Origin of the sequence: Gemmobacter serpentinus, assembly GCF_008973825.1 — a bacterium.
Lineage (GTDB): Bacteria > Pseudomonadota > Alphaproteobacteria > Rhodobacterales > Rhodobacteraceae > Gemmobacter > Gemmobacter serpentinus.
Map to the genome: position 1 here is coordinate 41,447 of NZ_WCHR01000021.1, position 24,640 is coordinate 66,086.

21 protein-coding genes and 1 tRNA gene are annotated in these 24,640 nt (G+C 63.6%); 14 read left to right on the plus strand and 8 right to left on the minus strand.

Going from position 1 to position 24,640, the window contains the following annotated elements:
• The first annotated feature begins 60 nt into the window (after positions 1–60).
• The 3 genes from GBJ34_RS14325 (at position 61) to GBJ34_RS14335 (ending at position 2,871) form a co-directional block, all read left to right on the plus strand.
• Complete coding sequence (locus GBJ34_RS14325) at positions 61–966, plus strand: LysR family transcriptional regulator (RefSeq protein ID WP_151719906.1); 906 nt, start codon at positions 61–63, stop codon at positions 964–966.
• Positions 967–1,041: 75 nt separating this feature from the next.
• Positions 1,042–1,983, plus strand: coding sequence for a calcium-binding protein (locus GBJ34_RS14330; RefSeq protein ID WP_192931228.1), 942 nt, complete (start codon positions 1,042–1,044; stop codon positions 1,981–1,983).
• Positions 1,984–2,085: 102 nt separating this feature from the next.
• Positions 2,086–2,871 carry an inositol monophosphatase family protein gene (locus GBJ34_RS14335; protein ID WP_151719908.1) on the plus strand — a complete coding sequence of 262 codons (786 nt, stop codon included), beginning with the start codon at positions 2,086–2,088 and terminating at the stop codon, positions 2,869–2,871.
• Positions 2,872–2,965: 94 nt separating this feature from the next.
• On the opposite strand, the gene GBJ34_RS14340 is transcribed toward GBJ34_RS14335, so the two are convergent.
• Positions 2,966–3,703 (minus strand): rhomboid family intramembrane serine protease, encoded by a 738-nt coding sequence (locus tag GBJ34_RS14340; RefSeq protein ID WP_151719909.1) that lies wholly within the window; start codon positions 3,701–3,703, stop codon positions 2,966–2,968.
• Positions 3,704–4,003: 300 nt separating this feature from the next.
• Complete coding sequence (gene putA, locus GBJ34_RS14345; protein WP_404811433.1) at positions 4,004–7,441, minus strand: bifunctional proline dehydrogenase/L-glutamate gamma-semialdehyde dehydrogenase PutA; 3,438 nt, start codon at positions 7,439–7,441, stop codon at positions 4,004–4,006.
• Positions 7,442–7,573: 132 nt separating this feature from the next.
• Between putA and GBJ34_RS14350 the strand changes: the two genes are divergently transcribed.
• Both GBJ34_RS14350 and GBJ34_RS14355 read left to right on the plus strand, forming a co-directional pair.
• Entirely contained in the window at positions 7,574–8,035 is a 462-nt protein-coding gene (locus GBJ34_RS14350; protein ID WP_151719911.1) for an Lrp/AsnC family transcriptional regulator, read from the plus strand.
• Positions 8,036–8,294: 259 nt separating this feature from the next.
• Positions 8,295–9,308, plus strand: a complete 1,014-nt coding sequence (locus tag GBJ34_RS14355) for a calcium-binding protein (protein WP_226341188.1) — start codon at positions 8,295–8,297, stop codon at positions 9,306–9,308.
• An 81-nt stretch (positions 9,309–9,389) separates the two neighbouring features.
• Here GBJ34_RS14355 and GBJ34_RS14360 read toward each other — a convergent pair whose 3' ends face one another.
• From GBJ34_RS14360 to pdxH, 5 genes are all read right to left on the minus strand, one after another.
• The gene (locus GBJ34_RS14360) at positions 9,390–10,370 is read right to left on the minus strand and encodes a hypothetical protein (RefSeq protein ID WP_151719913.1); all 981 of its coding nucleotides are present in this window, start codon (positions 10,368–10,370) and stop codon (positions 9,390–9,392) included.
• Between the two features lie 339 nt (positions 10,371–10,709).
• Positions 10,710–10,786 (minus strand) — tRNA-Pro (locus GBJ34_RS14365).
• A 41-nt stretch (positions 10,787–10,827) separates the two neighbouring features.
• A complete protein-coding gene (locus GBJ34_RS14370; RefSeq protein ID WP_226341189.1) occupies positions 10,828–11,310 on the minus strand; it encodes a DUF192 domain-containing protein in 483 nt (160 codons plus the stop codon).
• Positions 11,286–11,816 carry a cold-shock protein gene (locus GBJ34_RS14375; RefSeq protein ID WP_151719914.1) on the minus strand — a complete coding sequence of 177 codons (531 nt, stop codon included), beginning with the start codon at positions 11,814–11,816 and terminating at the stop codon, positions 11,286–11,288. The genes GBJ34_RS14370 and GBJ34_RS14375 overlap by 25 nt, the downstream gene beginning before the upstream one ends.
• 113 nt (positions 11,817–11,929) lie before the next feature.
• Positions 11,930–12,547, minus strand: a complete 618-nt coding sequence (pdxH, locus tag GBJ34_RS14380) for a pyridoxamine 5'-phosphate oxidase (protein ID WP_151719915.1) — start codon at positions 12,545–12,547, stop codon at positions 11,930–11,932.
• A gap of 193 nt (positions 12,548–12,740) precedes the next feature.
• Here pdxH and fabI point away from each other — a divergent pair, with 193 nt between their 5' ends.
• The 6 genes from fabI to trpE all read left to right on the plus strand — a co-directional run bounded on the left by fabI (position 12,741) and on the right by trpE (position 19,625).
• On the plus strand, positions 12,741–13,565 hold the full coding sequence (fabI, locus tag GBJ34_RS14385; protein WP_151719916.1) for an enoyl-ACP reductase FabI: 825 nt from the start codon (positions 12,741–12,743) through the stop codon (positions 13,563–13,565).
• Positions 13,565–14,203, plus strand: coding sequence for a LysE family translocator (locus GBJ34_RS14390; protein WP_151719917.1), 639 nt, complete (start codon positions 13,565–13,567; stop codon positions 14,201–14,203). The genes fabI and GBJ34_RS14390 overlap by 1 nt, the downstream gene beginning before the upstream one ends.
• A gap of 68 nt (positions 14,204–14,271) precedes the next feature.
• Positions 14,272–14,778, plus strand: coding sequence for a xanthine phosphoribosyltransferase (gpt, locus tag GBJ34_RS14395; RefSeq protein WP_151719918.1), 507 nt, complete (start codon positions 14,272–14,274; stop codon positions 14,776–14,778).
• A gap of 189 nt (positions 14,779–14,967) precedes the next feature.
• Positions 14,968–16,161, plus strand: a complete 1,194-nt coding sequence (locus tag GBJ34_RS14400) for an aminotransferase (RefSeq protein ID WP_151719919.1) — start codon at positions 14,968–14,970, stop codon at positions 16,159–16,161.
• A 77-nt stretch (positions 16,162–16,238) separates the two neighbouring features.
• A complete protein-coding gene (locus tag GBJ34_RS14405) occupies positions 16,239–18,107 on the plus strand; it encodes a peptidyl-prolyl cis-trans isomerase (protein ID WP_151719920.1) in 1,869 nt (622 codons plus the stop codon).
• Between the two features lie 9 nt (positions 18,108–18,116).
• Entirely contained in the window at positions 18,117–19,625 is a 1,509-nt protein-coding gene (gene trpE, locus GBJ34_RS14410) for an anthranilate synthase component I (protein WP_151719921.1), read from the plus strand.
• A 505-nt stretch (positions 19,626–20,130) separates the two neighbouring features.
• Here the strand turns inward: trpE and GBJ34_RS14415 are convergent.
• On the minus strand, positions 20,131–21,804 hold the full coding sequence (locus GBJ34_RS14415) for a divergent polysaccharide deacteylase family protein (RefSeq protein WP_151719922.1): 1,674 nt from the start codon (positions 21,802–21,804) through the stop codon (positions 20,131–20,133).
• 331 nt (positions 21,805–22,135) lie between these two features.
• On the opposite strand from GBJ34_RS14415, the gene GBJ34_RS14420 reads away from it, so the two are divergent.
• The 3 genes from GBJ34_RS14420 (at position 22,136) to GBJ34_RS21240 (ending at position 24,580) form a co-directional block, all read left to right on the plus strand.
• Positions 22,136–23,323 (plus strand): tyrosine-type recombinase/integrase, encoded by a 1,188-nt coding sequence (locus tag GBJ34_RS14420; RefSeq protein WP_151719923.1) that lies wholly within the window; start codon positions 22,136–22,138, stop codon positions 23,321–23,323.
• Positions 23,324–23,364: 41 nt separating this feature from the next.
• Entirely contained in the window at positions 23,365–24,315 is a 951-nt protein-coding gene (locus GBJ34_RS14425; protein ID WP_151719924.1) for a hypothetical protein, read from the plus strand.
• Positions 24,316–24,412: 97 nt separating this feature from the next.
• Positions 24,413–24,580, plus strand: coding sequence for a helix-turn-helix transcriptional regulator (locus GBJ34_RS21240; RefSeq protein WP_151719925.1), 168 nt, complete (start codon positions 24,413–24,415; stop codon positions 24,578–24,580).
• Positions 24,581–24,640 lie beyond the last annotated feature (60 nt).

Genomic DNA, 24,640 nt, shown 5'->3' on the forward strand with positions numbered 1-24,640 from the left:
TGCCCGAAAACAGGATGTGAGACAAATTCATAATGCTCAACATGAACATGAGAAATCTTCATGTATTTTGAATTGCGTCACCTGCGCACTATCCGCGCGATCCACGAACATGGTGGCCTTGCCCGGGCGGCAGAGATGATGAACATGACGCAAAGCGCGCTCAGCCATCAGGTCAAGGGGTTGGAGGATCAGGCCGGGGTGGAACTGTTCGTGCGGCGGTCCAAGCCGATGCGGCTTTCCGCCGCCGGACAGCGTATGCTGCGGGTGGCCGAACGGGTGCTGCCCGAGGTCGAGGGGCTGGAAGAAGAGTTTCGCGCCCTGCTTTCGGGCAAGACCGGGCGGCTGCATCTGACGCTGGAATGCCATGCCTGTTTCGACTGGTTGTTCCCGGTGCTGGAGCAGTTCCGCAAGGTCTGGCCAGATATTGACGTCGATATCCGTGCGGGGCTCGCCTTCGATGCCCTGCCCGCGCTCGACCGCGAGGAGGTCGATCTGGTGATCTCGTCCAACCCGGTGGAGATGCCGGGGATCCTGTTCAATCCGCTCTTTGACTATCACCCGACCCTGGTGGCCTCGGCCCAGAACCCGCTTGCGGAGAAAGCCTATATCACCGCCGAGGATTTTCGCGACCAGACCCTGATCACCTATCCGGTCGGGCGCGAGCGGCTGGATATCTTTACCGAACTGCTGACACCCGCACGGGTAGAGCCGCGCCAGCACCGGCAGGCAGACCTGACCGCCGTGATCTTCATGCTGGTGGGGTCCAATCGCGGGGTTTCAGTGCTGCCCGACTGGGTGATGCGCGAGATTCGCGGCAAGCCCGATTATGTTACCCGCCCGCTTGGGCCCCAGACCGTGACCAAACGGATGTATGCCGCAACCCGCAATGCGGACGCGACCCAGCCCTTCATGGCGCATTTCCTGCGCCTGATGCGGTCCGAGGCAGTCAAATTGCAACGCGATTGAGGCCTGTTCCCTGCGGAACAGCGATACAGATGCAACCCTGACATGATAGGATCATCGCAACCAGGGGAGACCATCATGGGCCGCACGATCCGCTTCAACGATGCCGCAAACAGATTCACCCAAGGCGGGTCTGTGCAGAACACCGAAGTAACCTTGTTCATGAAGGGCGGCAAGGACATCGTGATCCTGAACCGCACCGATGATTTCGGCGGAAACAACCGCGTTGACGCGGGCGCGGGCAATGATGCTGTCCACAATCTGAAGGAACAGGGCAATATCATCCTGCTGGGCAAGGGCAATGACACCTATGCCGGCGAAGGCTTCGGCAGCTTTTCGACCGACCGGGGCGATACGGTGCGCGGCGGCGACGGCAATGACACGATCGCCGTCTCGACCTTCAAAAGCACCTATACCGGCGACAAGGGCAATGATCTGTTCATCTCGGTCGGCTGGCAGAACACGTTCATCGGCGGCAATGGCAGCGATACGATCAGCTATGAAGCCCGCGACCATGACACTTCGCTGCGCGGCAGCGGCCTGACCATCGATCTGCAGGCGGGCAAGGTGCAGACCGGGGCAAACCGGGTGGAATTCGTGCGCCAGATCGAGAATGTGATCGGCACCATCGGCAATGACGCGATCTTTGGCCAGAGCGGTGCCAACCGCCTGACCGGCGGCGAAGGCTTTGACCAGTTGACCGGCCGGGGCGGAGCAGACACCTTCGTCTGGCGCAGCCATACCGAGGCGCGCGTGGCCTCGAACAACATCGATATCGTGATGGATTTCAACCGCGCCCAGGGCGACAAGATCGACCTGCGCGGCATCGATGCCGACCCCACGCGCGCCGGCGATCAGGCCTTCACCTTCATTGGCGACAAGGCCTTCACGGGGGCCAAGGGTCAGCTGCGCTTCTCGGACGAGATCCTGGAGGGGGACCGCAATGGCGATGGGGTGATGGATTTCCGCATCGGCCTTTTGGGCATCGACAGCATGGTCGCGCGTGACATCCTGCTTTGACGGCGTTCTGTCGGGCGGTGCCCCTTCACAAGCGCCGCTGCATCGTCTAGAAGCCCCGGTCTGAACAGCCGACAGCACCAGAGACCGGGACGGGGAACGCCAATGCAGGGCAGCGCCAATCTGAACGTGATGATCAAGGCGGCCCGCAAGGCCGGGCGCAGCCTCGTGAAAGACTTCCGCGAGGTGGAAAACCTGCAGGTCTCGACCAAGGGGCCGGGCGACTTTGTCTCCAAGGCCGATCGCGAGGCCGAACGCATCGTGAAGGAAGAACTGCTGGGGGCCCGCCCGACCTATGGCTTTCTTGGCGAAGAGGGTGGCGAGGTGGCCGGTGCCGACCCGACCCGGCGCTGGATCGTCGACCCGCTGGATGGCACCACCAACTTCCTGCACGGCATCCCGCATTGGGCGGTTTCCATCGCGCTGGAGCACAAGGGCGAGATCGTCGCAGGCGTGATCTTTGACGCCGCCAAGGACGAGCTGTTCTGGGCCGAAAAGGGCAATGGTGCCTGGATGAATGACAAGCGCCTGCGCGTGTCGGGCCGCCGCCATATGCATGAGGCGCTGTTTGCGACCGGCATCCCCTTCGGCGTGAAGCCGGGCCTGCCGACCTCATTGCAGGATCTGGCGCGATTGATGCCGGGCACCGCCGGGATGCGCCGCTTTGGTGCGGCCGCGCTCGATCTCGCCTGGGTCGCGGCCGGACGTTATGACGGCTATTGGGAGCTGAACGTGAAGCCCTGGGACGTGGCGGCGGGCGTTCTGCTGGTGAAAGAGGCCGGTGGCCTGGTCGGCCCGGTGCGCGAGCATCACCATATCGTCAATGACGGCTCGGTCATCTGCGCCAATGAGCCGCTGTTCGAACAACTCTGCAAGATCATCCGGGGCTGAGGCCGCCAATGCGCGCATCTTGGGGGCCGCAAATATTCGACGAATATTTGCCCCCTGCCCGCAATGCCGTCCTACCTATATTGCCGCCCTGCCCTTAACGATTGCGCCCGATCACCGGGATCGAGCTTCGCTGGTATGTGACTGGCGGATGCGCCGGATGGCCGTCGCTTTGCTGCCAGAACTGCCGCCCGCCGCGCCGCCACCAGAAGGGCAGCGCCAACACAAGCCCGGCGACAAAACCCCCGGCATGGGCCCAATAGGCGACACCGCCCAGTTCCACCGGGCCGACCATCCCGATCAGCTGCGAGGCGAACCAGAAGCCCAGCACACCCCAGGCCGGAATCGGCAGGATGCGGAAGAAGATCAGAAAAAAGAACAGCACATCGACCTTGGCGCGCGGATAAAGCAGCAGATAGCCGCCCATCACCCCCGCAATCGCGCCAGATGCCCCCACCATGGGGATGCCTGATCCCGGCTCGAACGCGACCTGCGCCATGGCAGCGGCCACGCCCGCCAGCAGGTAGAAGACCAGAAAGCCCATATGGCCGAACTGGTCCTCCAGATTGTCGCCGAAGATCCACAGGAACAGCATATTGCCGAAGATATGCGCCCAGCCTGCGTGCAGGAACATGGAGCTGAACACCCGGCTGATATCGCCTTCCTGCAAAAGTCGCGCCGGCACCACCCCCCAGTCATACAGGATCAGGTCGCGGCCATAATCGCTGTCGGGCAGGAACCAGGTGGCCAGAAACACCGCCACATTCAGCAGCACAAGCAGCCGGGTGACATGCGGGATACGCCCCGAAGGGTTATGGTCGCGGATTGGAAACATGGGTGCAGGCTTGATGATCGCGACGCCCGCGTCAAGCGGTCGCGAAAGGCGGGGGGCTGTCTGCCCCCCGACGGTGCCTGCGGCCCCTGCCCCCCGAGGATATTTGGAAACAGATGAAAGGCGGGACGGGCTTGCGCCACTCAACGCGCCACAGGCATGGCAGACCCCGACCCCAGGTCTTCTTTTCCCATGAATCCTCGGGTCGGGCGCAGGCCTTCCGCCTGCGCTCTGGTCAATTGGGCGCGCGCCCAACAGGGGGCGCAAGCCCCCCCTGCCGGATCCATCGCAACAGGGTCCGTGTCAGACTTCGGACACCTGCGCCAGCAGTTGGGCATTGCCGCCCGATGCGGTGGTGTCGATGCAGACATGGCGTTCCAGCACGACATGACCCTTGTCGGGCAGGCCTGCGATCAAAGGCAGGATCTGGCCTTCGCGTTGCGCCAGAGCGCGGGCATAGGCACGGGCCTCATCGCCCCAGCAGATCGCGCCGGAAAAGCCCTTGAGCCGGGTCAGCGCCTGAGGATCCAGCCCCGCCGCCTCGACCGCCACGCCGCCAAGCGCGCGCACCGCATCGCCCTGCGCCTGCGCCGAGGCACGGTCGGGACCAAGGCAGATCAGCGGATCCCGCGCGAAGAAGGACAGCCGGTTGCTTTCGCCGGTCGGGCCGGGCAGATCCAGCGCCGCCAGCGCGCCGGGCGCGGGGGCTGCGGCATCGAGGGCAGATTGCACCCCTGCCTCGGTCGCGCGGCCTTCGGCGCTGCCGGGCACCGGCGCGGTTTCGTTGGTGAAACGGGTCAGATATTCCGGCCCGCCCGCCTTCGGGCCGGTGCCCGAAAGCCCTTCACCGCCAAAGGGTTGGCTGCCCACCACCGCCCCGATCTGGTTGCGGTTCACATAGGTATTGCCGACGCGGATCGTATCGACCACGCGCTGCACCCGGTCATCGATGCGGGTATGCAACCCGAAAGTCAGACCATAGCCGGTTGCATTGATATCCGCGATCACCCGATCGATCCCCGTCGCCTTGAAGGTCGCGACATGCAGGACCGGGCCGAAGATCTCGCGCCCCATCTCGGCAATGCCCGCGACGCGGATCACGGTCGGGGCGATGAACGTGCCTTGATCCGGGGCCGCCATTTCCGCGATCAACCGCCCCTCGGCACGGGCCTGCGCGATATGGGCGGCGATGCCTTCCTGTGCCTCGGCATCGATCACCGGGCCGACATCGGTCTCAAGGCTCCAGGGTTCGCCCAGACGCAGCTCGGCCATGGCACCTTGCAGCATGTCCAGGACATGCGGCGCGATGTCTTCCTGCAGATAGAGGCAACGCAGCGCCGAACAGCGTTGCCCGGCCGACTGGAAGCTGGAGGCGATGATGTCGCGCACCGCCTGTTCAGGCAACGCGGTGCTGTCGACCAGCATTGCATTCAGCCCGCCGGTCTCGGCGATCAGCGGCGCCGCCGGGTTCAAGTTTTCGGCCATGGCGCGGCGGATCTTCAGCGCGGTCTCGGTGGAGCCGGTAAAGGCCACGCCATCGACGCGGGCATCCGAGGTGAGCATCGCACCGACCGCCCCGTCACCAGGCAGAAGTTGCAGCACCGTCGCAGGAACCCCTGCTTGCAGCAGCAGATCGACGGCAAGGCCCGCGATCAGCGGGGTTTGCTCGGCCGGTTTCGCCAGCACGGCATTGCCTGCGGCAAGCGCCGCCGCAATCTGCCCCGAGAAGATCGCGAGCGGGAAGTTCCACGGGCTGATGCAGACGAAACGCCCGCGCGCCGGAGCGGTCAGCATGGCCGCACCATCGGCGTAATAGCGCAGGAAATCGACCGCCTCGCGCAGTTCGGCCACGGCATCGGCCAGCGTCTTTCCCGCCTCGCGCGCCAAAAGCGCGAAGATCTGGCCGAAGTTTTCTTCATAGAGATCGGCGGCGCGGCGCAGAACCTCGGCGCGCTGCGCGGGCGCGGCATCCCATGCGGCGGCGGCGGCCAGTGCGGTTTCCACATCGGGGCCTGCGGCCGGAATGACATTGCCGACCCGCGCGCCGGTGGCGGGGTTCAGCACGTCCAGACGCTGGCCACCGGCCACCGCGCCGGCGATGCGCGGGCGGGCGTCAAAGATGGTGTCCGCGAATGGCGCGCGCGCGGCCTCGATCACCGCGAGGTCTGCGGTATCGGTCAGATCGAACCCTTTGGAGTTCACCCGGGCACCGAACAGCGCCCGCGCCGGGCGGATCGCCGGACTTTCCACCGGATCCACGCTTTCCATGAAGGTCACCGGGCAAGCCGCGACCTGTTCGGGCGTCACATCCTCGTTGACGATCTGGTTCACAAAGCTGCTATTCGCGCCGTTTTCCAGCAGGCGGCGCACCAGATAGGCCAGCAGGTCGCGATGCGCGCCAACCGGCGCATAGATGCGGCAGCGCGCCTTGCGGTCGGTCAGCACGATATCATGCAGACGCTCACCCATGCCATGCAGGCGCTGGAACTCGAACTGATCGAACCGCACGCCTTCGACCTCGGCCATGTCCAGCACGGCGGCAACGGTATGGGCATTATGGCCCGCGAATTGCGGATAGATCCGGTCGGTCATGCGCAGCAATTTGCGCGCATTGGCGATATAGCTGACATCGGTTGCCTGCTTGCGGGTGAAGACCGGGAAGCCGTCCAGCCCCATCACCTGCGCGCGCTTCACCTCGGCATCCCAATAGGCACCCTTGACCAGACGCACCATGATGCGGCGATCCAGTTTGGTGGCAAGCGCATAGAGCCAGTCCAGCACCGGCCCTGCGCGACGGCCATAGGCCTGCACCACGATGCCGAAACCATCCCAGCCAGCCAGGCTTTCATCAGCCAGAACCGCCTCGATCACTTCCATCGACAATTGCAGGCGGTCGGCCTCTTCGGCGTCGATGTTGAAGCCAAGCCCTGCGGCCTTGGCCAGCCCCGCCAACGCCCGCACGCGCGGCACCAGTTCGGTCATGACGCGGGCGCGTTTGGCCACCTCATAGCGCGGATGCAGCGCCGACAGCTTGATCGAGATGCCGGGATTGATGCCGATATCGCGGGTCTTGGCGGCGGTCGCAATCGCGGTGATCGCCTTGGAATAGGACAGGTGATAGCGCCGGGCATCGGCCTCGGTGCGGGCGGCCTCGCCCAGCATGTCATAGCTGTAGGTATAGCCCTTGGCTTCCAGCTCCTGCGCGCGCTTCATCGCGGCCTCGATGGTCTCGCCCAAGACGAACTGGCGGCCCATTTCCTTCATCGCGCGGCCCACGGCGGTGCGGATCACCGGCTCGCCCAGACGTTTGATGGCGGCGCGCAGATGGCCGACCACACCCGGCTCGCGCTCTTCCAGCACCTTGCCGGTCAGCATGAGCGCCCAGGTCGAGGCATTCACAAGGCTTGATGCCGAATGGCCCAGATGGCGGCCCCAATTGGACGGCGCGATCTTGTCCTCGATCAGCGCATCCATCGTCTCGGCATCCGGCACGCGCAGCAGCGCCTCGGCCAGACACATCAGCGCGATGCCCTCATCGGTGGACAGGCCATATTCGGCCAGAAAGACCTCCATCAGCCCCGGCTTGGTCGAGGCGCGGATGCGGCGCACCAGATCGGCACCGCTGGCGCTGATCCGGGCGCGCGCGGCTCCGTCCAGCCCCGTTTCCGCGATCAGGTCGCGCACCAGCGCCGCCTCATCCCGCAGGCTTCCCGTCTCGATCACCGACCAGCTGTTGTCCATCATCTCAATCCCGCCGCAAGCGCCTTGATTGGCGCGATTGCATTTGCGCCAGAATAGCGCGAAGTTTGCAGGCGATTTTCCCGATGATGGGCAGCATGTCGGGCGAATCGACCATTAATCAGGGGATATGACATGCCATCCGCCCGCCCCGCGCTGGACTCCTATGATGAAGCGATTCTGCGCATCCTTGCCGCCGATGGACGGATCGCCGCGACCGAACTTGCCCGCCGCATCGGGCTGTCGAAAAGCCCGACACAGGCGCGGCTGAAACGGCTGGAAGAAACCGGGGTGATTGCCGGCTATCGCGCCATGCTGGATCCGATCGCCATGGGCCTTGCGCATGTGGCTTTTGTCGAGGTGCGGCTGTCGGATACCCGCGAGGCGGCGCTTCAGGCCTTCAACCGTGCGGTGCGCGCCATCCCCGAGGTGGAGCAATGCCATATGATTGCCAGCCGCTTTGATTATCTTCTGAAGGTGCGCACCGCCGATATTGCCGATTATCGCCGGGTGCTGGCCGAAAGGATCAGCGCCCTGCCCCATGTCGCCGCCACCTCCACCTATGTGGCGATGGAGGCGGTAAAAGAGCTGGTCTGACCGCCGCGATCAGACCGATGCGGAACAGGTTGGAGGCGGAAGAATCCGAACCCGAGCCGACATGCCCCGCGACGCCCGAACCTGCGCAAACCCAATCTGAGACGGCCGAAGCCAAGATGACGCGCAACAGGCCGGGGCCAACCCCGTATGATCGGACCCTATGCGAATCTCCGATTGAGGCGTAGCCTTTTCAACATTTGGTTCATCGGTTTTTGTCTTGGAGCGTAAGATGCCAGCCCCTGCTGCCTCTGTAAAAATTATGACCCCGGCAAACATGCTGGGTTTCGGCCTCGCCGCGCTGCCGGCTGCGACCACGGATGTTCTGGTCACCACGGATATCGCGATCCCGATTGCGGGCGTCACCTATGACAGCAGCGTCGCCTATACGCTGGGGGGCCGCACGACCACCTTCTATGGCATAGGGCTGGAGGTCATGACGGCCTCAACCGGCGGCCCACTGCATTTCACGCTTTCGGGTGGGGAACTGGGCGCAGTCCGGATCACCGACAGCACGGGCGGTGTGATGCAGACCAGCATCACCGGGCTTGTCCTGGATGTGGCCTCCACCTTGTTTGACCGCTTCAACGGACCCGAGATCGCCTTCATGCAGGCCCTTCTGGGTGGGGCCGATAGTGTCACCGGCAGCGCAGGCGATGACAGCTTGCGCGGCTTCGGCGGCGCGGATCTCGTGCTGGGCCGGGGCGGGAACGATGCGATCTATGGCGGGAACGGTAATGACAATCTCCGTGGCGGCGGCGGAGACGATACCCTGCGCGGGGATGCAGGGAATGACCGCCTCACCGGAGATGCGGGCAATGACCAGTTGATCGGCGGCCAGGGCAATGACCGCCTGAACGGCAAAGAGGGCAACGACCGCCTTCTGGGCGGCTTTGGCAATGACTGGCTCAGTGGCGAGGCTGGCAATGACATGCTGCGCGGCGATGACGGCCGCGACACGGTGATGGGGGGACTTGGCCGCGACACCATCATTGGCGGCACACAGGATGACCGGCTGACAGGCGGGGCTGGGGCCGATACCTTTGTGCTGCGAGTGGGCCACGGCAATGACACGATCACCGACTTTGTCAGCGGTGTCGACAAGGTGCAGATCCAGCTTGGGGACAGCGATCCCAGCGATGTCGCGATCCGCTTTCGCTATGCCAAGGGGGATTGTGAGGTCAGCCTGCTTGGCATGACGCTGACCCTGCTGGATGTGGCCCCCAACTCGTTGAATTTTGACAAGGGCGGCGATTTTCTGCTGGTGCAGATCTGATCTCGGCAGATCTGATCGCGGCTGTTCCATTCTCCGGTAAGCGCGAAAGGACCAATCAGCACCGGCCCTTTTGCAAATGGCCTAGACCCTAAACCCTTCAGGCGGCTGGGATGGCAGGCCAAGCGCCGCCAGATCGCCGCCGACATGGGTGATCCGTTCCAGCACACGGTCCATGAAGGGGCGGCGCGCATCCAGATTGCGCCGCCTGAGGAACCAAAGCAGGAACTGCGCATGGGGCCAGTCGGTGCCGAGCGCGGTCTGCAAGGCGGCGGGCCAGTCTGCGGCGCGCTGCACCGTCACCGCGGCATGATGCAGGTCGGTCGCGCCGAAGAAGACCGCCGGCACGCCGTGCAGCATCCCCTCCAGCCCGACCGAAGACGAGATCGAGACGGAGACCGCCGCCCCTGCAAGGATGTCATGCAGATTGGCATGGCTGATCCGCACCCCCGGCACCCCCTGCAGCCGCCGCAGGATCGCCTCGCTTTCCGGGCCGCTGTTGCGCGGATGCGGCTTCACCACCAGATCACGCCCGTCACGATGGGCCAGCACCGCCTCGACCATCTCGGGCGCAGTCATGTTTCGGGCACGTTCGACCGGGTCAGACAGATCTTGCAGGAACAGCGCGATATGACCCTGACCGAAGGTCTCTACCGCCTCTGGCTGGACATGGCGCGACCGGCGCGGTGTCACATATTGATCGCGCAACTGCGCCAGAAACTGCTGCGCCTGCGGCTGCGGGATCTGTTCGGGCCGGAACCGCGCCCGGGCCAGCGTGCTTTCAAAAAAAATCCCGTCCGGGTCCATGTAATGAAAGCGGTCAAGATAGGCGGTGCCCAGCGTCAGCGCCTGCGCCCGTCCGACCGCGGTCGCATGAACCAGATCGATATCGGCCCCCTGCGGCCCGGCCTGCAGCGCATAGATGTCGCGATGGACCAGATCCACCGTCGCGCCAAGGCTGCGCAGCCCCGCCGTGACCCGACCGTAAAAGACGGGCATCCTTGCAGCACCATGGTCCAGCATATGGGCCGGAAGATGCAATTTGATCCTGGGTTGCGCAGTCATTGCGAAAGCCAATCTGGCAAGCGCCGTTGACGGCGTGGGGCAAGAGGGCGCATGGCGTATCCCGGGACAGAAATGCAGACCCAATCTAGGAACTGCGCCGCCCCCGCACAACGCAGGACATTGCCTTCATTCCAAAACCCGCTGGGCGAAACACTGCCGAAATTTTCCAACAAAGTGCGAAACCCATCCATATGCACAAATTCTAGGCATATCTCGAATGAAAAAATTTCGCGAAGCGCGAATCTGCGCTGCAAAACGCAAATACACACAGGCAGAATAATCGGCCCGCGCCGCAGCAATGGGCCCGGTCGCTGGCATATTCAAGCTTGATTGGGAAGATGGTCGGGGCGGCGGGATTCGAACTCGCGACCTACGGTACCCAAAACCGTCGCGCTACCAGGCTGCGCTACGCCCCGACTGCGGTCTCTGTAGCCGCTTGATCTGCGGAAGGAAAGACCTATTCGACAGCGCAGGACCACACACCCGCCGTGATCGTCGGATGACGCAACTGATCCCCCGGCGCGATGCCCAGACGGGCAGCAAGTCCGCCATTGATCTCCAGAACGAAGCGCACATCCGGGCCGCCATCAATCGGCGTCTCGTCATGCGGCACGGCGTTTTCATGCACCCGTGTGACCACACCCGTCTCATCGACAAAGATCATGTCGAGCGGGATCAGCGTGTTTTTCATCCAGAAATAGGGGCGCTGCGGGCTGTCATAAACGAAAAGCATACCCGCCCCGGCAGCCATCGCCTCGCGGAACATCAGGCCCTGCGCACGCTCTGCCGCATCATCGGCCACCTCAACGCGAAAGCGCGCGGAGCCAAAGGCTCCGCGCAGATCGACCCGATCCGGGTCGCAAACTTCCGCAAGGACAGGCACCGGCAGCAAGAGCGCCAGCGCCAATCCCAGCTTTACTTGCGCGCGGCGGCTTCCCACGACACGACCTGAACGGCCATACGACCGCGCTTCCCATCAATAATACGCAGGCAAACAGCCTCCCCCGCTGCCAGATCGGCAAAGCCGGACATCCGCAGCACCTCGATATGGATGAAGACATCCTCGGGGCGGCCAAAGACATTGGCAAAGCCGAAGCCCTTGCCCTTGTCGAACCATTTGACGCGCGCCGGTTCCATCGGGCGCGCGGCGATTTCCTCAGGCGTGGCCATGGCGTGATCTTCACCCAACGGAAAGGCCACTCCGGCGGGGGGTTCGATGGTCAGAACCTCCACTGCCTGAACCCCGCGCTGCGTGTTCTGCACCTTGACCGCAATACCCGTCCCATCCGCGACCGTGCTTTGCCCATAGTTGCGCAACACATTCGCGTGCAGAAGGATATCTGCACCCCCTTCATCGGCGACGATGAAGCCGAACCCTTTGGCGGGATCAAACCATTTCACTTTGCCATGCACCTCACGCGGCATGGCGATCGTTTCTTCAGACATAGTCAGAGCCGTTCCCCAGTTTGACCCTTCACATAGTCAATCCGTTAATCGGTCGGCGTATTCAAGCGAAAATGCATGGATGTATGACAACGAAATTTCACGAAGCGTGAAATTTATGGGCTGAGACGTTCAATATTCCAGCCACTGGACAGGTCTTGCCTGACCCAGCGGAAGCGGTCATGCAACCGGAAGGACCCATCCGCCCAGAACTCCACCTCCAGAGGTCGAATGCGATAGCCTCCCCAGAACGGCGGGCGGCGCGGGATCGGGCCCTGCTTGGCGGTCTGGCGCGCCACCTCGGCCATCAGCGCCCCTCGCGATGACAGAGGCTGGCTTTGTCGCGAGGCCCAGGCCCCCAACCGCGATTGCAGGCTGCGGCTGGCATAGTATTCATCCGCCTGCGGTCCATCCTCTCGCGAGACCAGACCGCGCACCCGGATCTGGCGGCGCAGCGATTTCCAGTGCATCACGAAACTCGCCTTGCCACTGGCCTCGATCTCCTGGGCCTTCACGCTGCCGTAATTGGTGTAGAAGACAAATGCACCGCCGCCCTCGCCGCGGGTCTCGATCTCCTTCAGCAGAACCATTCGGCTGTTCGGCAGCCCCTGCGCATCGACGGTGGACAGCGCGATGGCATTGGGATCGTTCGGCTCGGATGCGGTGGCCTCGGCCAGCCAGCTTTGCGCCAGCACGAAGGGGCTGTCGCCCGCGAAAATTCCCGATCTGTCCAAAACGCACCTCCTTGCGGCGGACAAGGCAACCCGGCCCCGCCCCGAGGGCGAGATTGCACCCGCCCCCGCGCCAGTTGCAAGCCACTAGGGGGGCAAAGGCGGCGGCTTTCGATACCCGCGCCACGCGCCCTTGATGCCTTGCGCGCATTGCCCTACACCTGCACGCCAGACCACGCGAGAATTGAGGGATTTCATGGCTTCTGGACTGATGGCGGGCAAACGCGGCCTCATCATGGGGCTTGCGAATGACAAGTCTATCGCCTGGGGCATTGCCCAGGCCTGTGCCGCCCAAGGCGCGGAACTTGCATTTTCCTATCAGGGGGATGCATTGCTCAAGCGCGTGCAGCCCTTGGCGGAAAGCATCGGCTCCTCCACCTTCATCGAATGCGATGTGGCAAGCGAAGCCTCGCTTGACGGGTTGTTTGACCGCATCAAGGAAATCTGGGGCCAGATCGACTTTGTCGTGCACGCCATCGGATTCTCCGACAAGAACGAGCTGCGCGGCCGCTATGTCGACACATCGCGCGGCAACTTCTCGATGACCATGGATATTTCGGTCTACAGCTTTACCGCTGTGTGCCAGCGTGCCGCCGCGATCATGGCCCCCGGCGGAAGCCTGCTGACGCTGACCTATTACGGTGCCGAAAAGGTCATGCCGCATTACAATGTGATGGGCGTCGCCAAGGCGGCGCTGGAGGCATCGGTGAAATATCTGGCCGAAGATCTGGGCAAGGACGGTATTCGCGTCAACGCGATTTCCGCCGGCCCGATCAAGACGCTGGCCGCCTCCGGCATCGGCGATTTCCGCTATATCATGAAATGGAACGAGCTGAATTCGCCGCTGCGCCGCAATGTGACGCAGGAAGAGGTCGGCAAGGCCGCGCTCTATCTGCTGTCCGATCTGGGATCGGGCACCACCGGCGAGAACCTGCATGTGGATGCGGGCTATCATGTTGTCGGCATGAAGGCGGTGGATGCGCCCGATATCGATGTCGTAACCGGGCGCAAGGATCATTGATGGGCGGGATTGAGCCATTCCTGATCCTGATCGCGAGCATGACGCTCGCGATCCTGTCGCCGGGCCCTGCGATCATCGCGGCGACGCAAACCGCCTTTGCACGCGGCCGCGACGTGGCGCTGCCCTATGGGATCGGACTGGCCTTCGGGGCCTCGCTCTGGGGGCTGTTCGCCATTCTGGGGCTGACGGTGATCTTCACCATCGTGCCGATGCTTTATCTGGCGCTGAAGATCTTTGGCGGGCTTTATTTGCTGTGGATGGCCATCGGGCTGTGGCGCGGCGCGCGCCAGCCGATGCCCGAGGCCGCAAAGGCGCGCTTTGGCACCGGCTTCTGGGGCGGGGTTGCGCTGAACCTTTCCAACCCCAAACCGGCCCTGTTCTACTCCGCCCTGATCGTGGCACTGTTTCCCGGCCCGCAAAGTTTCGCGATGCAGGGCGCGATCTATGCCACGGCGCTTGGAACCGAACTGTTCTGGTATGCCGTTGTCACCACAGTGATGTCGACGGCCCCGGTGCGGGCGCGCTATGCCGCTGCGAAATTCTGGATCGACCGGGGGGCCGCCAGCCTGCTGGGCCTTCTGGGCCTGTCGCTGATCATTGAGGCGCTGCGCCATGCCGGCCCCGACGCTGCGACATGAGATCGCTGCCACCCGAGATAGACGCGCCTGCGCCCGTTTGATCGGGCCAGCCACATGAAGAGGACACCATGATCGACCGCCTGCCGCATGAAAAGGGCTTCCATGTCAGCTGGGACCAGATCCATCGTGACAGCCGGGCGCTGGCCTGGCGGCTGGATGGCAAGGGTCCGGGTGCGAATGGCAGCTGGCGCGCGGTGGTCGGCATCACTCGCGGCGGGCTGGTGCCCGCGATGATCGTCTCGCGCGAGCTGGATATCCGCGTGGTCGATACGATCTCGGTGAAAAGCTACAACCATCAGGCCCAGGCCGATGCGGTGGTCACCAAAAGCCCGCAGATCGATCTGATGGGCGATGGCGAGGGGATTCTGGTCGTCGACGATCTGGTCGATAGCGGCAAGACGCTGGAACTGGTGCGCAGGCTTTACCCCAAGGCGCATTTCGCCACCGTCTATGCCAAGCCCGCCGGGCGCGCGCAGGTCGATACCTATATTACCGAAGTCAGCCAGGACACCTGGATCTTCTTCCCCTGGGATATGGCGCTGCAATATGTGCAGCCGATGCGCGGCACCGACTGATTTCACAGGGGGCGCTCGCGCCCCCTCGCCCCTGCGGGGCTCACCCCCTGAGGATATTTTTGAACAGATGAGAGGGGGCGATGATCTGCCCATTCATCTGTTCCCAAATATCCTCGGGGAACATCTCCGCGGGAGATGGGGGGCGGAAGCCCCCGCCATACCCACAGCCCGCGCAACGGAGATTGCCCAATGTCCCTGCCCCTCAATCCCGCCATGGCCGCAACCTTTGCCCCGCCGGTGATGGAGGCGCGGCGCTGGCTTGAGGGCGTGACCTTCCCGCCCGAGCGCCCCCTGATCAATGTGAGCCAGGCAGCCCCGGTGGAAAGCCCGCCACTGGGTCTGCGTCAGGCGCTGGCAGATGCAGCGCTCAGCGAAGGGGCCGCCCATCTTTACGGCCCCGTCCTGGGCCTGCCCGAATTGCGGGCGGAGATCGCCACGCAATGGTCTGCGGCCTATGGCGGCACCATCGCGCCCGGCAATGTGGCGATCACCCAAGGGTGCAATCAGGCCTTCACCGCCGTGATGTCCACGCTGGCGGGCGCGGGCGACGAGGTGATCCTGCCGACGCCTTGGTATTTCAATCACAAGATGTGGCTGGACATGCAGGGCGTCACCTCGGTGCCGCTGGCGACCGGCCCCGATCTGCTGCCCGATCCGGAACGCGCCGCCGCCCTGATCACACCGCGCACCCGCGCCATCGTGCTGGTCAGCCCCAACAATCCCGGCGGCGTGGAATATCCACCAGCCCTGCTGGCGGCCTTCCGCGATCTGGCGCGCGCGCGCGGCCTTGCGCTGATCCTGGACGAGACCTATCGCGATTTCGACAGCCGGCACGGGCTTGAGATCGGCGGCCGCCCGCATGATCTGTTCACCGATCCCGACTGGGACGATGTGCTGATCCACCTGTATTCCTTCTCCAAGGCATACCGGCTGACCGGGCACCGGGTCGGTGCGGTCGTCGCCTCGACCGCGCAACTGGCCGAGGTGGAAAAGTTTCTCGATACCGTCGCGATCTGCCCCAGCCAGTTGGGCCAGATCGGCGCGCTTTGGGGGATGCGCAATCTAGGCCAATGGGTGGCGGGCGAACGGGCCGAAATCCTTGCGCGCCGCGCTGCGATGGTCGCAGGCTTCGGCGCGCTGGAGGGATGGAAGCTGCTCGGTTGCGGTGCCTATTTCGCCTATGTCGAACACCCGTTCCGCGCCGCCTCGCCCGAGATTGCCCGCCGCCTGGTGCGCGAAGCGGGCCTGTTGATGCTGCCCGGCACCATGTTCCAGCCTGACAACCATCCCGAAGGGGCCCAACAGTTCCGCATCGCCTTCGCCAATGTCGATGCAGGCGGGATCGCGGAAATGTTCCGCCGCCTGCAGGGCTTTCCCGGCTGATGCAGCCCGCCACCCTTGCTCCGCTGCCGTGAAACCGGCATAGAACCCTCCATGATTTCACGTTCGACAGGCCAGACATGACCAAAGACAGCGACACCGACAGCCCGAAACGCAAGCGCCGCGGCGGCTCGTTCCTGGCCTGGGCCCTGCTGGCCATGGTCGTGACCGGCTTTGGCGGTTATGGCATCACCAGCTTTGGCACCGCCAGCCTGTCGATCGGCACTGTCGGCAATCGCGACATCGACGCCAACCGCTATGCCCGCGCGCTGCAAAACCAGATCACCACCTTCGGCCAGCAGATGGGCACGCCGCTCACGCTGGAACAGGCGCAGCAATTCGGCATCGATGCGCAGGTGCGCCAGAACCTGGTGACCAATTACGCGCTGGACAACGAGGCCGATCGCATCGGCCTGTCCGTCGGCGATCTGGCTGTCGCGCATGAAATCCGCGCCATGGATGCCTTCAAGGGCGTCTCGGGCCAGTTCGATGCCCGCGGCTATGAAGAGGCGTTGCGCCGCAACAACATGACGGTGCGTGAATACGAGACCGGCGTGCGCGAGGATATTGCCCGCAGCCTGCTGACGGGCGCTGTCGCCAGTGGCTTTGTCGCGCCCGAGACGCTGACCACCACCATCCAGTCCTATATCGCCGAACGGCGCGGGCTGTCGGTGCTGACGCTGACCGAATCCGCGCTGACCGCACCGCTGCCTGCCGCCGATGATGCCGTGCTGCAAGCCTATTACGAGGCCAATGTCGCGGCCTTCACCAAGCCCGAGGCCAAGCGCATCACCTATGTTGCGCTGCTGCCCGAGGATCTGGCCAAGACCATGCCGGTCGATGAGGATGAGCTGCACGCGCTTTATGAGGCGCGCGCCGATCAGTATCGCCAGCCCGAGCGCCGTCTGGTCGAGCGCTTGGTCTTTGGCTCTGACGCCGAGGCGGAGGCCGCCAAGGCACGCCTGGATGCGGGCGAGGCCTTCGATACGCTGGTGGCCGAGCGCGGGCTGAAGCTGATTGATGTCGATATGGGCGACGTGACCCGCGCCGAGCTTGGCGCGGCCGCGGATGGGGTGTTTGCCCTGACCGAGCCGGGCATTGCAGGCCCGCTGCCTTCGGATCTTGGCCCGGCGCTTTACCGCATCAACGCCGTGCTTGCGGCGCAGGAAACTAGCTTTGAGGATGCCCGCGCCGATCTGGCCACCGAATACCAGCAAGATGCCGCACGCCGCGAGATTGCCGACAAGACCGAAGCCGTCGATGACGCCCTGGCAGGCGGTGCCACGCTGGAAGATCTGGCCAAGGAACAGGGCATGACCCTTGCCACGCTGGATTTCTCGGCCCAATCAGACGAGCAGATCGTGGGCTATCCTGCCTTCCGCGATGCGGCAGCCAAGGCCGCCGAAGGCGATTTCGCCGAAACCATCCAGCTTAATGATGGCGGCATCGCTGCGCTGCGCATGGATCAGACCGTGCCGGCCACGCCGATCCCGTTTGACGAGGCCAAACCCGCCGTCACCGAAGCCTGGCATCGCGATGCGCTGCACAAGGCGTTGATGGCGCGCGCGGAAGAGATCAAGACCGAGGTCGAGAAAGGCACCCCGATCGGGCAATTCGGGATCGTCTCGGTCGCGCGCGAGATCGCCCGCGATGGCCGGATCGAGGCCACCCCCGACAGTCTGATGGCCGAGGCTTTCAAACTTCCTCAGGGCGGTGTCGCGGTGGTTGAAAGCCCGTCCTATGTCGGTCTGGTTCAGGTCAATGCGGTCATGCCCGCAGACAGCGCCGGCACTGATGCCATCGCGCTGAAAGGGGCGATTGCCATGCAGGTCGAGCAGGGGCTGGCGCAGGATGCGCTCTCGCTGTTCACCGCGGGCCTCGCGCAACAGGCCGGCATCACCTTCAATCAGGCGAATATCGACGCCGTTCATTCGCAAATGCTGCGCTGAGGCCGACCCATGGCGATCATCTCTCGCTTCGAGGCCTTCGAGACAGGCTGGAATGCCGGGCGCAACCAGCTGGTCTATGCAAGGCTTGCCGCCGATCTGGACACGCCGGTCAGCCTGATGCTGAAACTGACCGAGGCGCGCGCCGATACCTTCATGCTGGAAAGCGTGACGGGCGGCGAGGTGCGCGGGCGCTATTCCATGGTGGGCATGAAGCCCGACCTGATCTGGCGCTGCCGCGGTGCGCAGTCGGAAATCAATCGCGAGGCGCGCTTTGATCCGGCGGCGTTCCAGCCGCTCGATGGCCATCCGCTCGAGACGCTGCGCGGGCTGTTGGCGGAATGCCATATCGATATGCCCGCCGACATTCCGGCGGGTGCTGCGGGGCTGTTCGGCTATCTCGGCTATGACATGATCCGTCTGGTCGAACATCTGCCGGATGTGAATCCCGATCCGCTGGGCCTGCCCGATGCGGTGCTGATGCGCCCCTCAGTCGTGGCCGTGCTGGACGGGGTAAAGGGCGAGGTCACGCTGGTCGCCCCCGCTTGGGTGGCCTCGGGCCTTTCGGCGCGGGCAGCCTATGCGCAGGCGGCAGAGCGGGTGATGGATGCCCTGCGCGATCTGGACCGCACGCCGCAAGCCCAACGCGATCTGGGCGAGGCCGCGCCGGTTGGCGAGCAGGTTTCGAATTTCAGCCATGACGGCTACAAGCAGGCGGTGGAACGCGCCAAGGATTATATCCGCGCGGGCGATATCTTTCAGGTCGTGCCCTCGCAGCGCTGGACGCAGAGCTTTGCCCTGCCCCCCTTCGCCTTCTACCGCAGCCTGCGCCGCACCAACCCCTCGCCCTTCATGTTCTTCTTCAATTTCGGCGGCTTTCAGGTTGTCGGGGCCAGCCCCGAGATCCTCGTGCGGCTGCGCGATGGCGAGGTGACCATCCGCCCGATCGCCGGAACCCGCAAACGCGGCGCGACCCCGGAAGAGGACAAGGCGCTGGAGGTTGACCTGCTGTCAGACCAGAAGGAACTGGCCGAACATCTGATGCTGCTCGATCTGGGGCGCAATGATGTGGGTCGGGTGGCCAAGGTTGGCACCGTGAAGCCTACCGAGAAGTTCATCATCGAGCGTTACAGCCATGTGATGCATATCGTCTCCAATGTGGTGGGCGAGATTGCCGAGGGGCAGGACGCGCTTTCCGCCCTGCTGGCGGGCCTGCCTGCGGGCACGGTGTCCGGCGCGCCCAAGGTGCGCGCGATGGAAATCATCGACGAGCTGGAGCCGGAAAAGCGCGGCGTCTATGGCGGTGGCGTCGGCTATTTCGCCGCCAATGGCGAGATGGATTTCTGTATCGCGCTGCGCACCGCCGTGCTGAAGGATGAGAAACTTTACATCCAGGCGGGCGGCGGCGTGGTCTATGACAGCGACCCGGAGGCCGAGTTCCAGGAGACGGTGAACAAATCCAAGGCCCTGCGTCGTGCAGCCGAAGATGCGGGCCTGTTCGCACGGCGCGGCAATAGCTGAACCGGGCATCTGAGGGGCTGCAAGAGGCAGATGCCAATGCAGATGATGCGGCCTTTGCTTTGAGGCGCATTCGGGTCTGCCTTGTCCAGTCCCCCTGTTGCGCCAGGGCAAAAGGAAGCGGGGCCCCCTCTTGAGCCAGCGGCTCAGGTCACTTGGCAAAGGCGCGCAAAAATGCGCGCCTCACCGGGATAATTGGGAAAAGCAGAAACAGGAAAGCCCCGGGATGATGGCGATCCCGGGGCTTTCTTGTTTTACGGTCATCGGCCTCCCAGCCGGTCCCATGTCGTCCGATCAAATGATTCCAGTTCAGAAAGCAGTCTGCGCGTTCTGCCTTTGCCAAACACCCGCCAGTTCGGGCGCGCGCCGTCTGCCCGGCCCCGTTTGATGATCCGTTTGATGAATACGCTGGTGGCACAGGGGTGGCGCACGCCACCCCTGCCCCCAAATCCAATGCGTGATCTGCCGCCAAGACGATCCGTCAGCAGCCCCCAACGGCAGGCCCATCTCACTCCGGCTGCGACATCACGGCGGTCAGCGGTGCCAGCGCGACCGACCCCGCCCGCCCTTCCAGCGACCATTCCAGCACGGCGGTGATGGTCTCCGGCGTGGCGTGCCCCAGCACGGCAACCCGACCATCCTGCGCGGCCTTGAAGGCGGCACGGTCCAGATAGCGCCGGATCAGCGGGGCAGCCTCGCCGTCCGCATCCAACTCGCGGAAGATCACCGCCGAAGGCACCGCCTCGCGGCGCGCCAGCTGGTCTCCCGCATTCGAGCCCCGGTCGAAGGTGACCAGCCCGCGCCCCTGATCTTTCAGCACCGGCACGACATCGGCGGCCAGCAAGCGGTTGTTCTGGAACCCGTCCTGCGGCAGATCGACCACCGCCACCGCCTCGGGAAGCGTGGTTGAATGCGCCTCGAACGTCACCTGCAGGTCGCTGGCCTTCGCCCCTTTCGGGATGCCGGTGGCCAGCATCGCCACCTCCTTGCCCGCGCCGCGATAGAGCGCCTGTAGCTTGGCGGCATCGGGGATCGCGGGATCGATCACGATGGTCACAGGCACGCTGAGCGCGGCCAGACCCGCGCGGTCGATCTCGGCCTTGCCGTCATCGATCAACAGGATGGCGTAAAGCGGCTTGTTCGCGGGGTTCTCGAACGCAGCCTTGAAGCGCGCCAAGGGACGATCATCCTGCACGACCACCTCTTCCGCCGGATCGACCGGGGCTGAGGGGGCAGGCTCGATGCGCGGCAGGCGGTTGGTGGTGATTCCTGCGCCCGCCCCGGCGTCATCGGTCTCGGCTTCCGCCGTCGGCCGATCCAGCAGCGGCTCGGACGGGGCGGCGGGTTCGACCGCGACCTCGGGTTCCGGCGCAGGTTCGGGCGCGAGCGGTGAATGGGCGGGCACCTCGCCGGGCAAGGGGCCCAGATCGGCCTCGGTTGCGGGATCAGGATCTCGGGCCGGGTCGGTCGCGTCAGGCACAGTCACTTCGGCGACAGATTGATCGGTCGCGGGCTGGTCGGTCGCGGGCTGGTTGGTCGCGGGCTGGTCGGGCAAGGCCCCATCCGCGCCGGGCTGCACCTGCCCCCCTTGCGGTGCCTCGATCGCTGCCCCATCGGGTTGTGCGGCCGGATCGGTCACGGTGCCGGGCGCATCTGCCACGGGATCGGCCGCCGCAGCGGGCGCTGCGCCAACAGCCTCGGCAGGGACTTCCGCCAGGACCTGTTCCTCGGGCGCAGGCGTTGCCGGCACAGAGGTGTCTCGCGCAGGGCTTTCGGGTGCAGGGCTTTCGGGTGCAGGGCTTTCGGGTGCCGGCGTTTCGGGTGCCGGGCTTTCGGGCGCAGGGTCTGCGGGCATCTGGCCTGCGGGCGCAGGCGAGCCCGGCGCAGGGCCTTCGGCTGCGGGCGGCTGGGCCGCAGGCACCTCTGATGCAGATGGTTCCGCACCTTCTGCGGCAGGTGCCTCGGCGGCTGGACCCGCAGATGCGGTAGCATCCGACGCGGCCCCTTCCGGCGCAGGCATCGCCGCCTCAGGTGCATCAGCGCCCGTAGCATCTGGCGCTGGCGCTTGCGGCGAGTTGGCGGCGACTTGCGGCGCCGGGGCCTCGATCAATTGCGATACGACACCCAGACTGAGCACCGAAACCACTCCGCCCCAGATCACACCTGACAGAAACCCACGCACTGCTGCCCTCCACCTTTACGGCGGTTTGCCCGCCTCTGCCTTTGTCACGCCCGGGGATCGACTTGACCTTGCCCGCCAGCTTCGCCCATGTATAGCGCGACGATGCGCGGGGTTCACCCCCCTCCATCCCCTTTTTCGCAAGGCCCGGCCCGATGCTTCTGTTGATCGAAAATCGGCATTGAGCTCCACCTATGTCCTTCACGTTCCAACAAGCCCATACTATCAAATAAGTATTCAGAAAAATCATCCGCGACCTTCCACAGAATACCCTAGGAAGCCAGCATTTTTGTGAGTACATATGTGAGTATCGTATCGGGGATACTCACGCTCAATGGCCCTTACAGATCTCACCTGCAAGAATGCCAAACATGATCCGGCCAAAGCGGTAACCCGGCTGGCAGACCGTAATGGCCTGGTGCTGGAGGTACGCCCGAACGGCACAAAGCTCTGGCGGCTGCGCTACAGGCTGGGCGGCAAGGCAAATATGTTTGCAATCGGTGCCTATCCCACTCTGAGCCTGCAAGATGCGCGCAAGGCGAACGAGGCGGCCCGCGCACTCATAAAGCAAGGGATCAATCCCGCACACAATCGACGCGCTGGCTTGGACTCGAACCTAGCCTCAAATTCCAACACGTTCGAAACCCTCGCCAAAGAGTGGCTTGCGAAGACCAAGAGCGATGTCAGCGATTACTATCGTAAGCAGATCGAAACCGCGCTCAGAAATGACATCTTGCCGATAGTCGGCAGGTTGCCAATCCGAAGCGTTACAGCGGCGCAGCTGTTGAAAGTCATGCAGACGGCAGAGGCGCGCGGCGCGCCATTCATTGCCCGCAACATTCGACAATGGTGTTCCGCAATCTTCCGATATGCCATCATTACACAACGCGCAGAGACTGACCCGGCCGCCGCCCTGCGGGGAGCGGTGAAAATGCCGAGAACAAAACATGCGGTGCCGCTGTCACGCAGCCAGATCCGTGAGCTTCTTGAGCACGTGGATGCATATGGCGGGCACGACACCACCAAGATCGCCATAAAGATCATGTTGCTGACCTTTGTGCGTACTGTCGAATTGCGCAAGACGGAATGGCGGCACATCGACCTTGAGCGTGCAGAGTGGCGGCTCCCCGACATAGTTATGAAGAATGGCGAGCCCCATCTTGTTCCTCTGTCGCGGCAAGCAGTCATGCTGTTTCGTGGCCTGCACAGCCATACCGGGGGGCAAAAATACCTGGTCCCCAATCTTCGCGACCCTGAGAAGTTCATGTCCGCCACCACAGTGAACCGTGCCCTTGAACGGATGGGGATGAACGGCGCGGGGACAATCGGCTTCTCAGGACATGGCTTTCGCGCAACCGCTTCAACGCTGCTGAACGAGCTGGGCTTTCGTGCTGACGTGATCGAGCGGCAACTGGCGCATTCAGAACAGAACAAGACACGTGCCAGCTACAATCAGGCTGAGTACCTCGCCGAGCGTATATCGATGATGCAGGAGTGGGCAGACTTGCTCGATTCAATATGACCCCAGCCCCGCCTCACCGAAAGCGCCCCACGAGCGACCGGATGCCAAGGAAGCCGCCGGTATCAAAAGAGTATTTTGAAGCGGTCGTTGCCAAAGTTACAAAGAGAGCTGAACACCTTTTGGCTCGCGAAGCGACGACGGGCATCAGGTCTAGCTTTCTCGGAACAGAGAAGCCTTCAGAGACAGAGTTCTTCGACCGCCTAATTGGTATCCAGACGAACATGAAATCCCTGCTCGATACCTCTCTGAAATTGGCGCAAGACGAAACTCTGCGCCTCGGTGAAACAATGGATCGCGGCCCTCGCACGTCCCTCTCGGTGAAGCTTAGCTCACTGGAGCCAGCCGCTCAGAAGGAATACCTGATAGGCTTGGTGGAGTATTTGGGCTCGTATCTTGAAATGCTTCATGAATACCACAGGGAACACCTTCGACGCGCCGCTGCGGGCCACGAGATTGCGGAGCTGCTTACCGCCGACGAACTCGAGCCAGACGACCCAGCCTCAGTGGCCTGTGACGATCCCGATCCACCGGTCGCAATCATGTCTGCCGAAAACGCTCGAGCAGCCGCAGACCTCGCTCGTCACATAGAAAGCGTGATGCGCCTCCAATCAGATAGTCGCTCACTGCTGGCCGGACGCTTCGACGCTACAGCAAAGCGAGAGGGAAGGATCGAGCGTCGTCGTGGCCGTTCTTTTGCGATTCACCTGATCGGATACGCCGAGGGGATGGGCCTAACCCGCTCTCGCAATCACTACCCCGCCCCTAAGTCTCCCCTCCACAGTGCCATCGATGCATACCTGTGCGCCCTGTCACGCTTAGCTCAGCAAATCGAGCCTGCGGCAGCAGCTGTATTGACGTCTGCCCCAGATACTTTTGAAGCTGTACTTCGCCACCATATACCGGCCCTAAAAAATAACGAGGAACTTCTAAAACGCTGGAAAACAGGCTGGGCACTTGGGCAGCGCGAAATGATCGACGAGCCGAAAAACTAGCTTTCCATAGTTATGTCCAACGACTGCGAAGACGCCCGAGCGCAGCTTCCAACACGAGCCGAGGTACTCCAGCCTCGGCCGCTTGGAGCCACACGTAATGACACTCAAAAAAACCGCATTTCGCACCGCAAGTCCGCAGCAGCCCGTTCCCCGCCTACTGCGCCGCCCGGAAGTGGAAGCTATCACGGGTCTCAGCCGCTCGACCATCTACGCACTGATTGCCAAAGATGTAAGCGTCCGGTCTGACCGCTCTGCCGCGATGTGAGAGTGACGGATAGTGTCCGCTATAGATGGTGGACACTATGGTGCGGTTTTTATGCGTCGG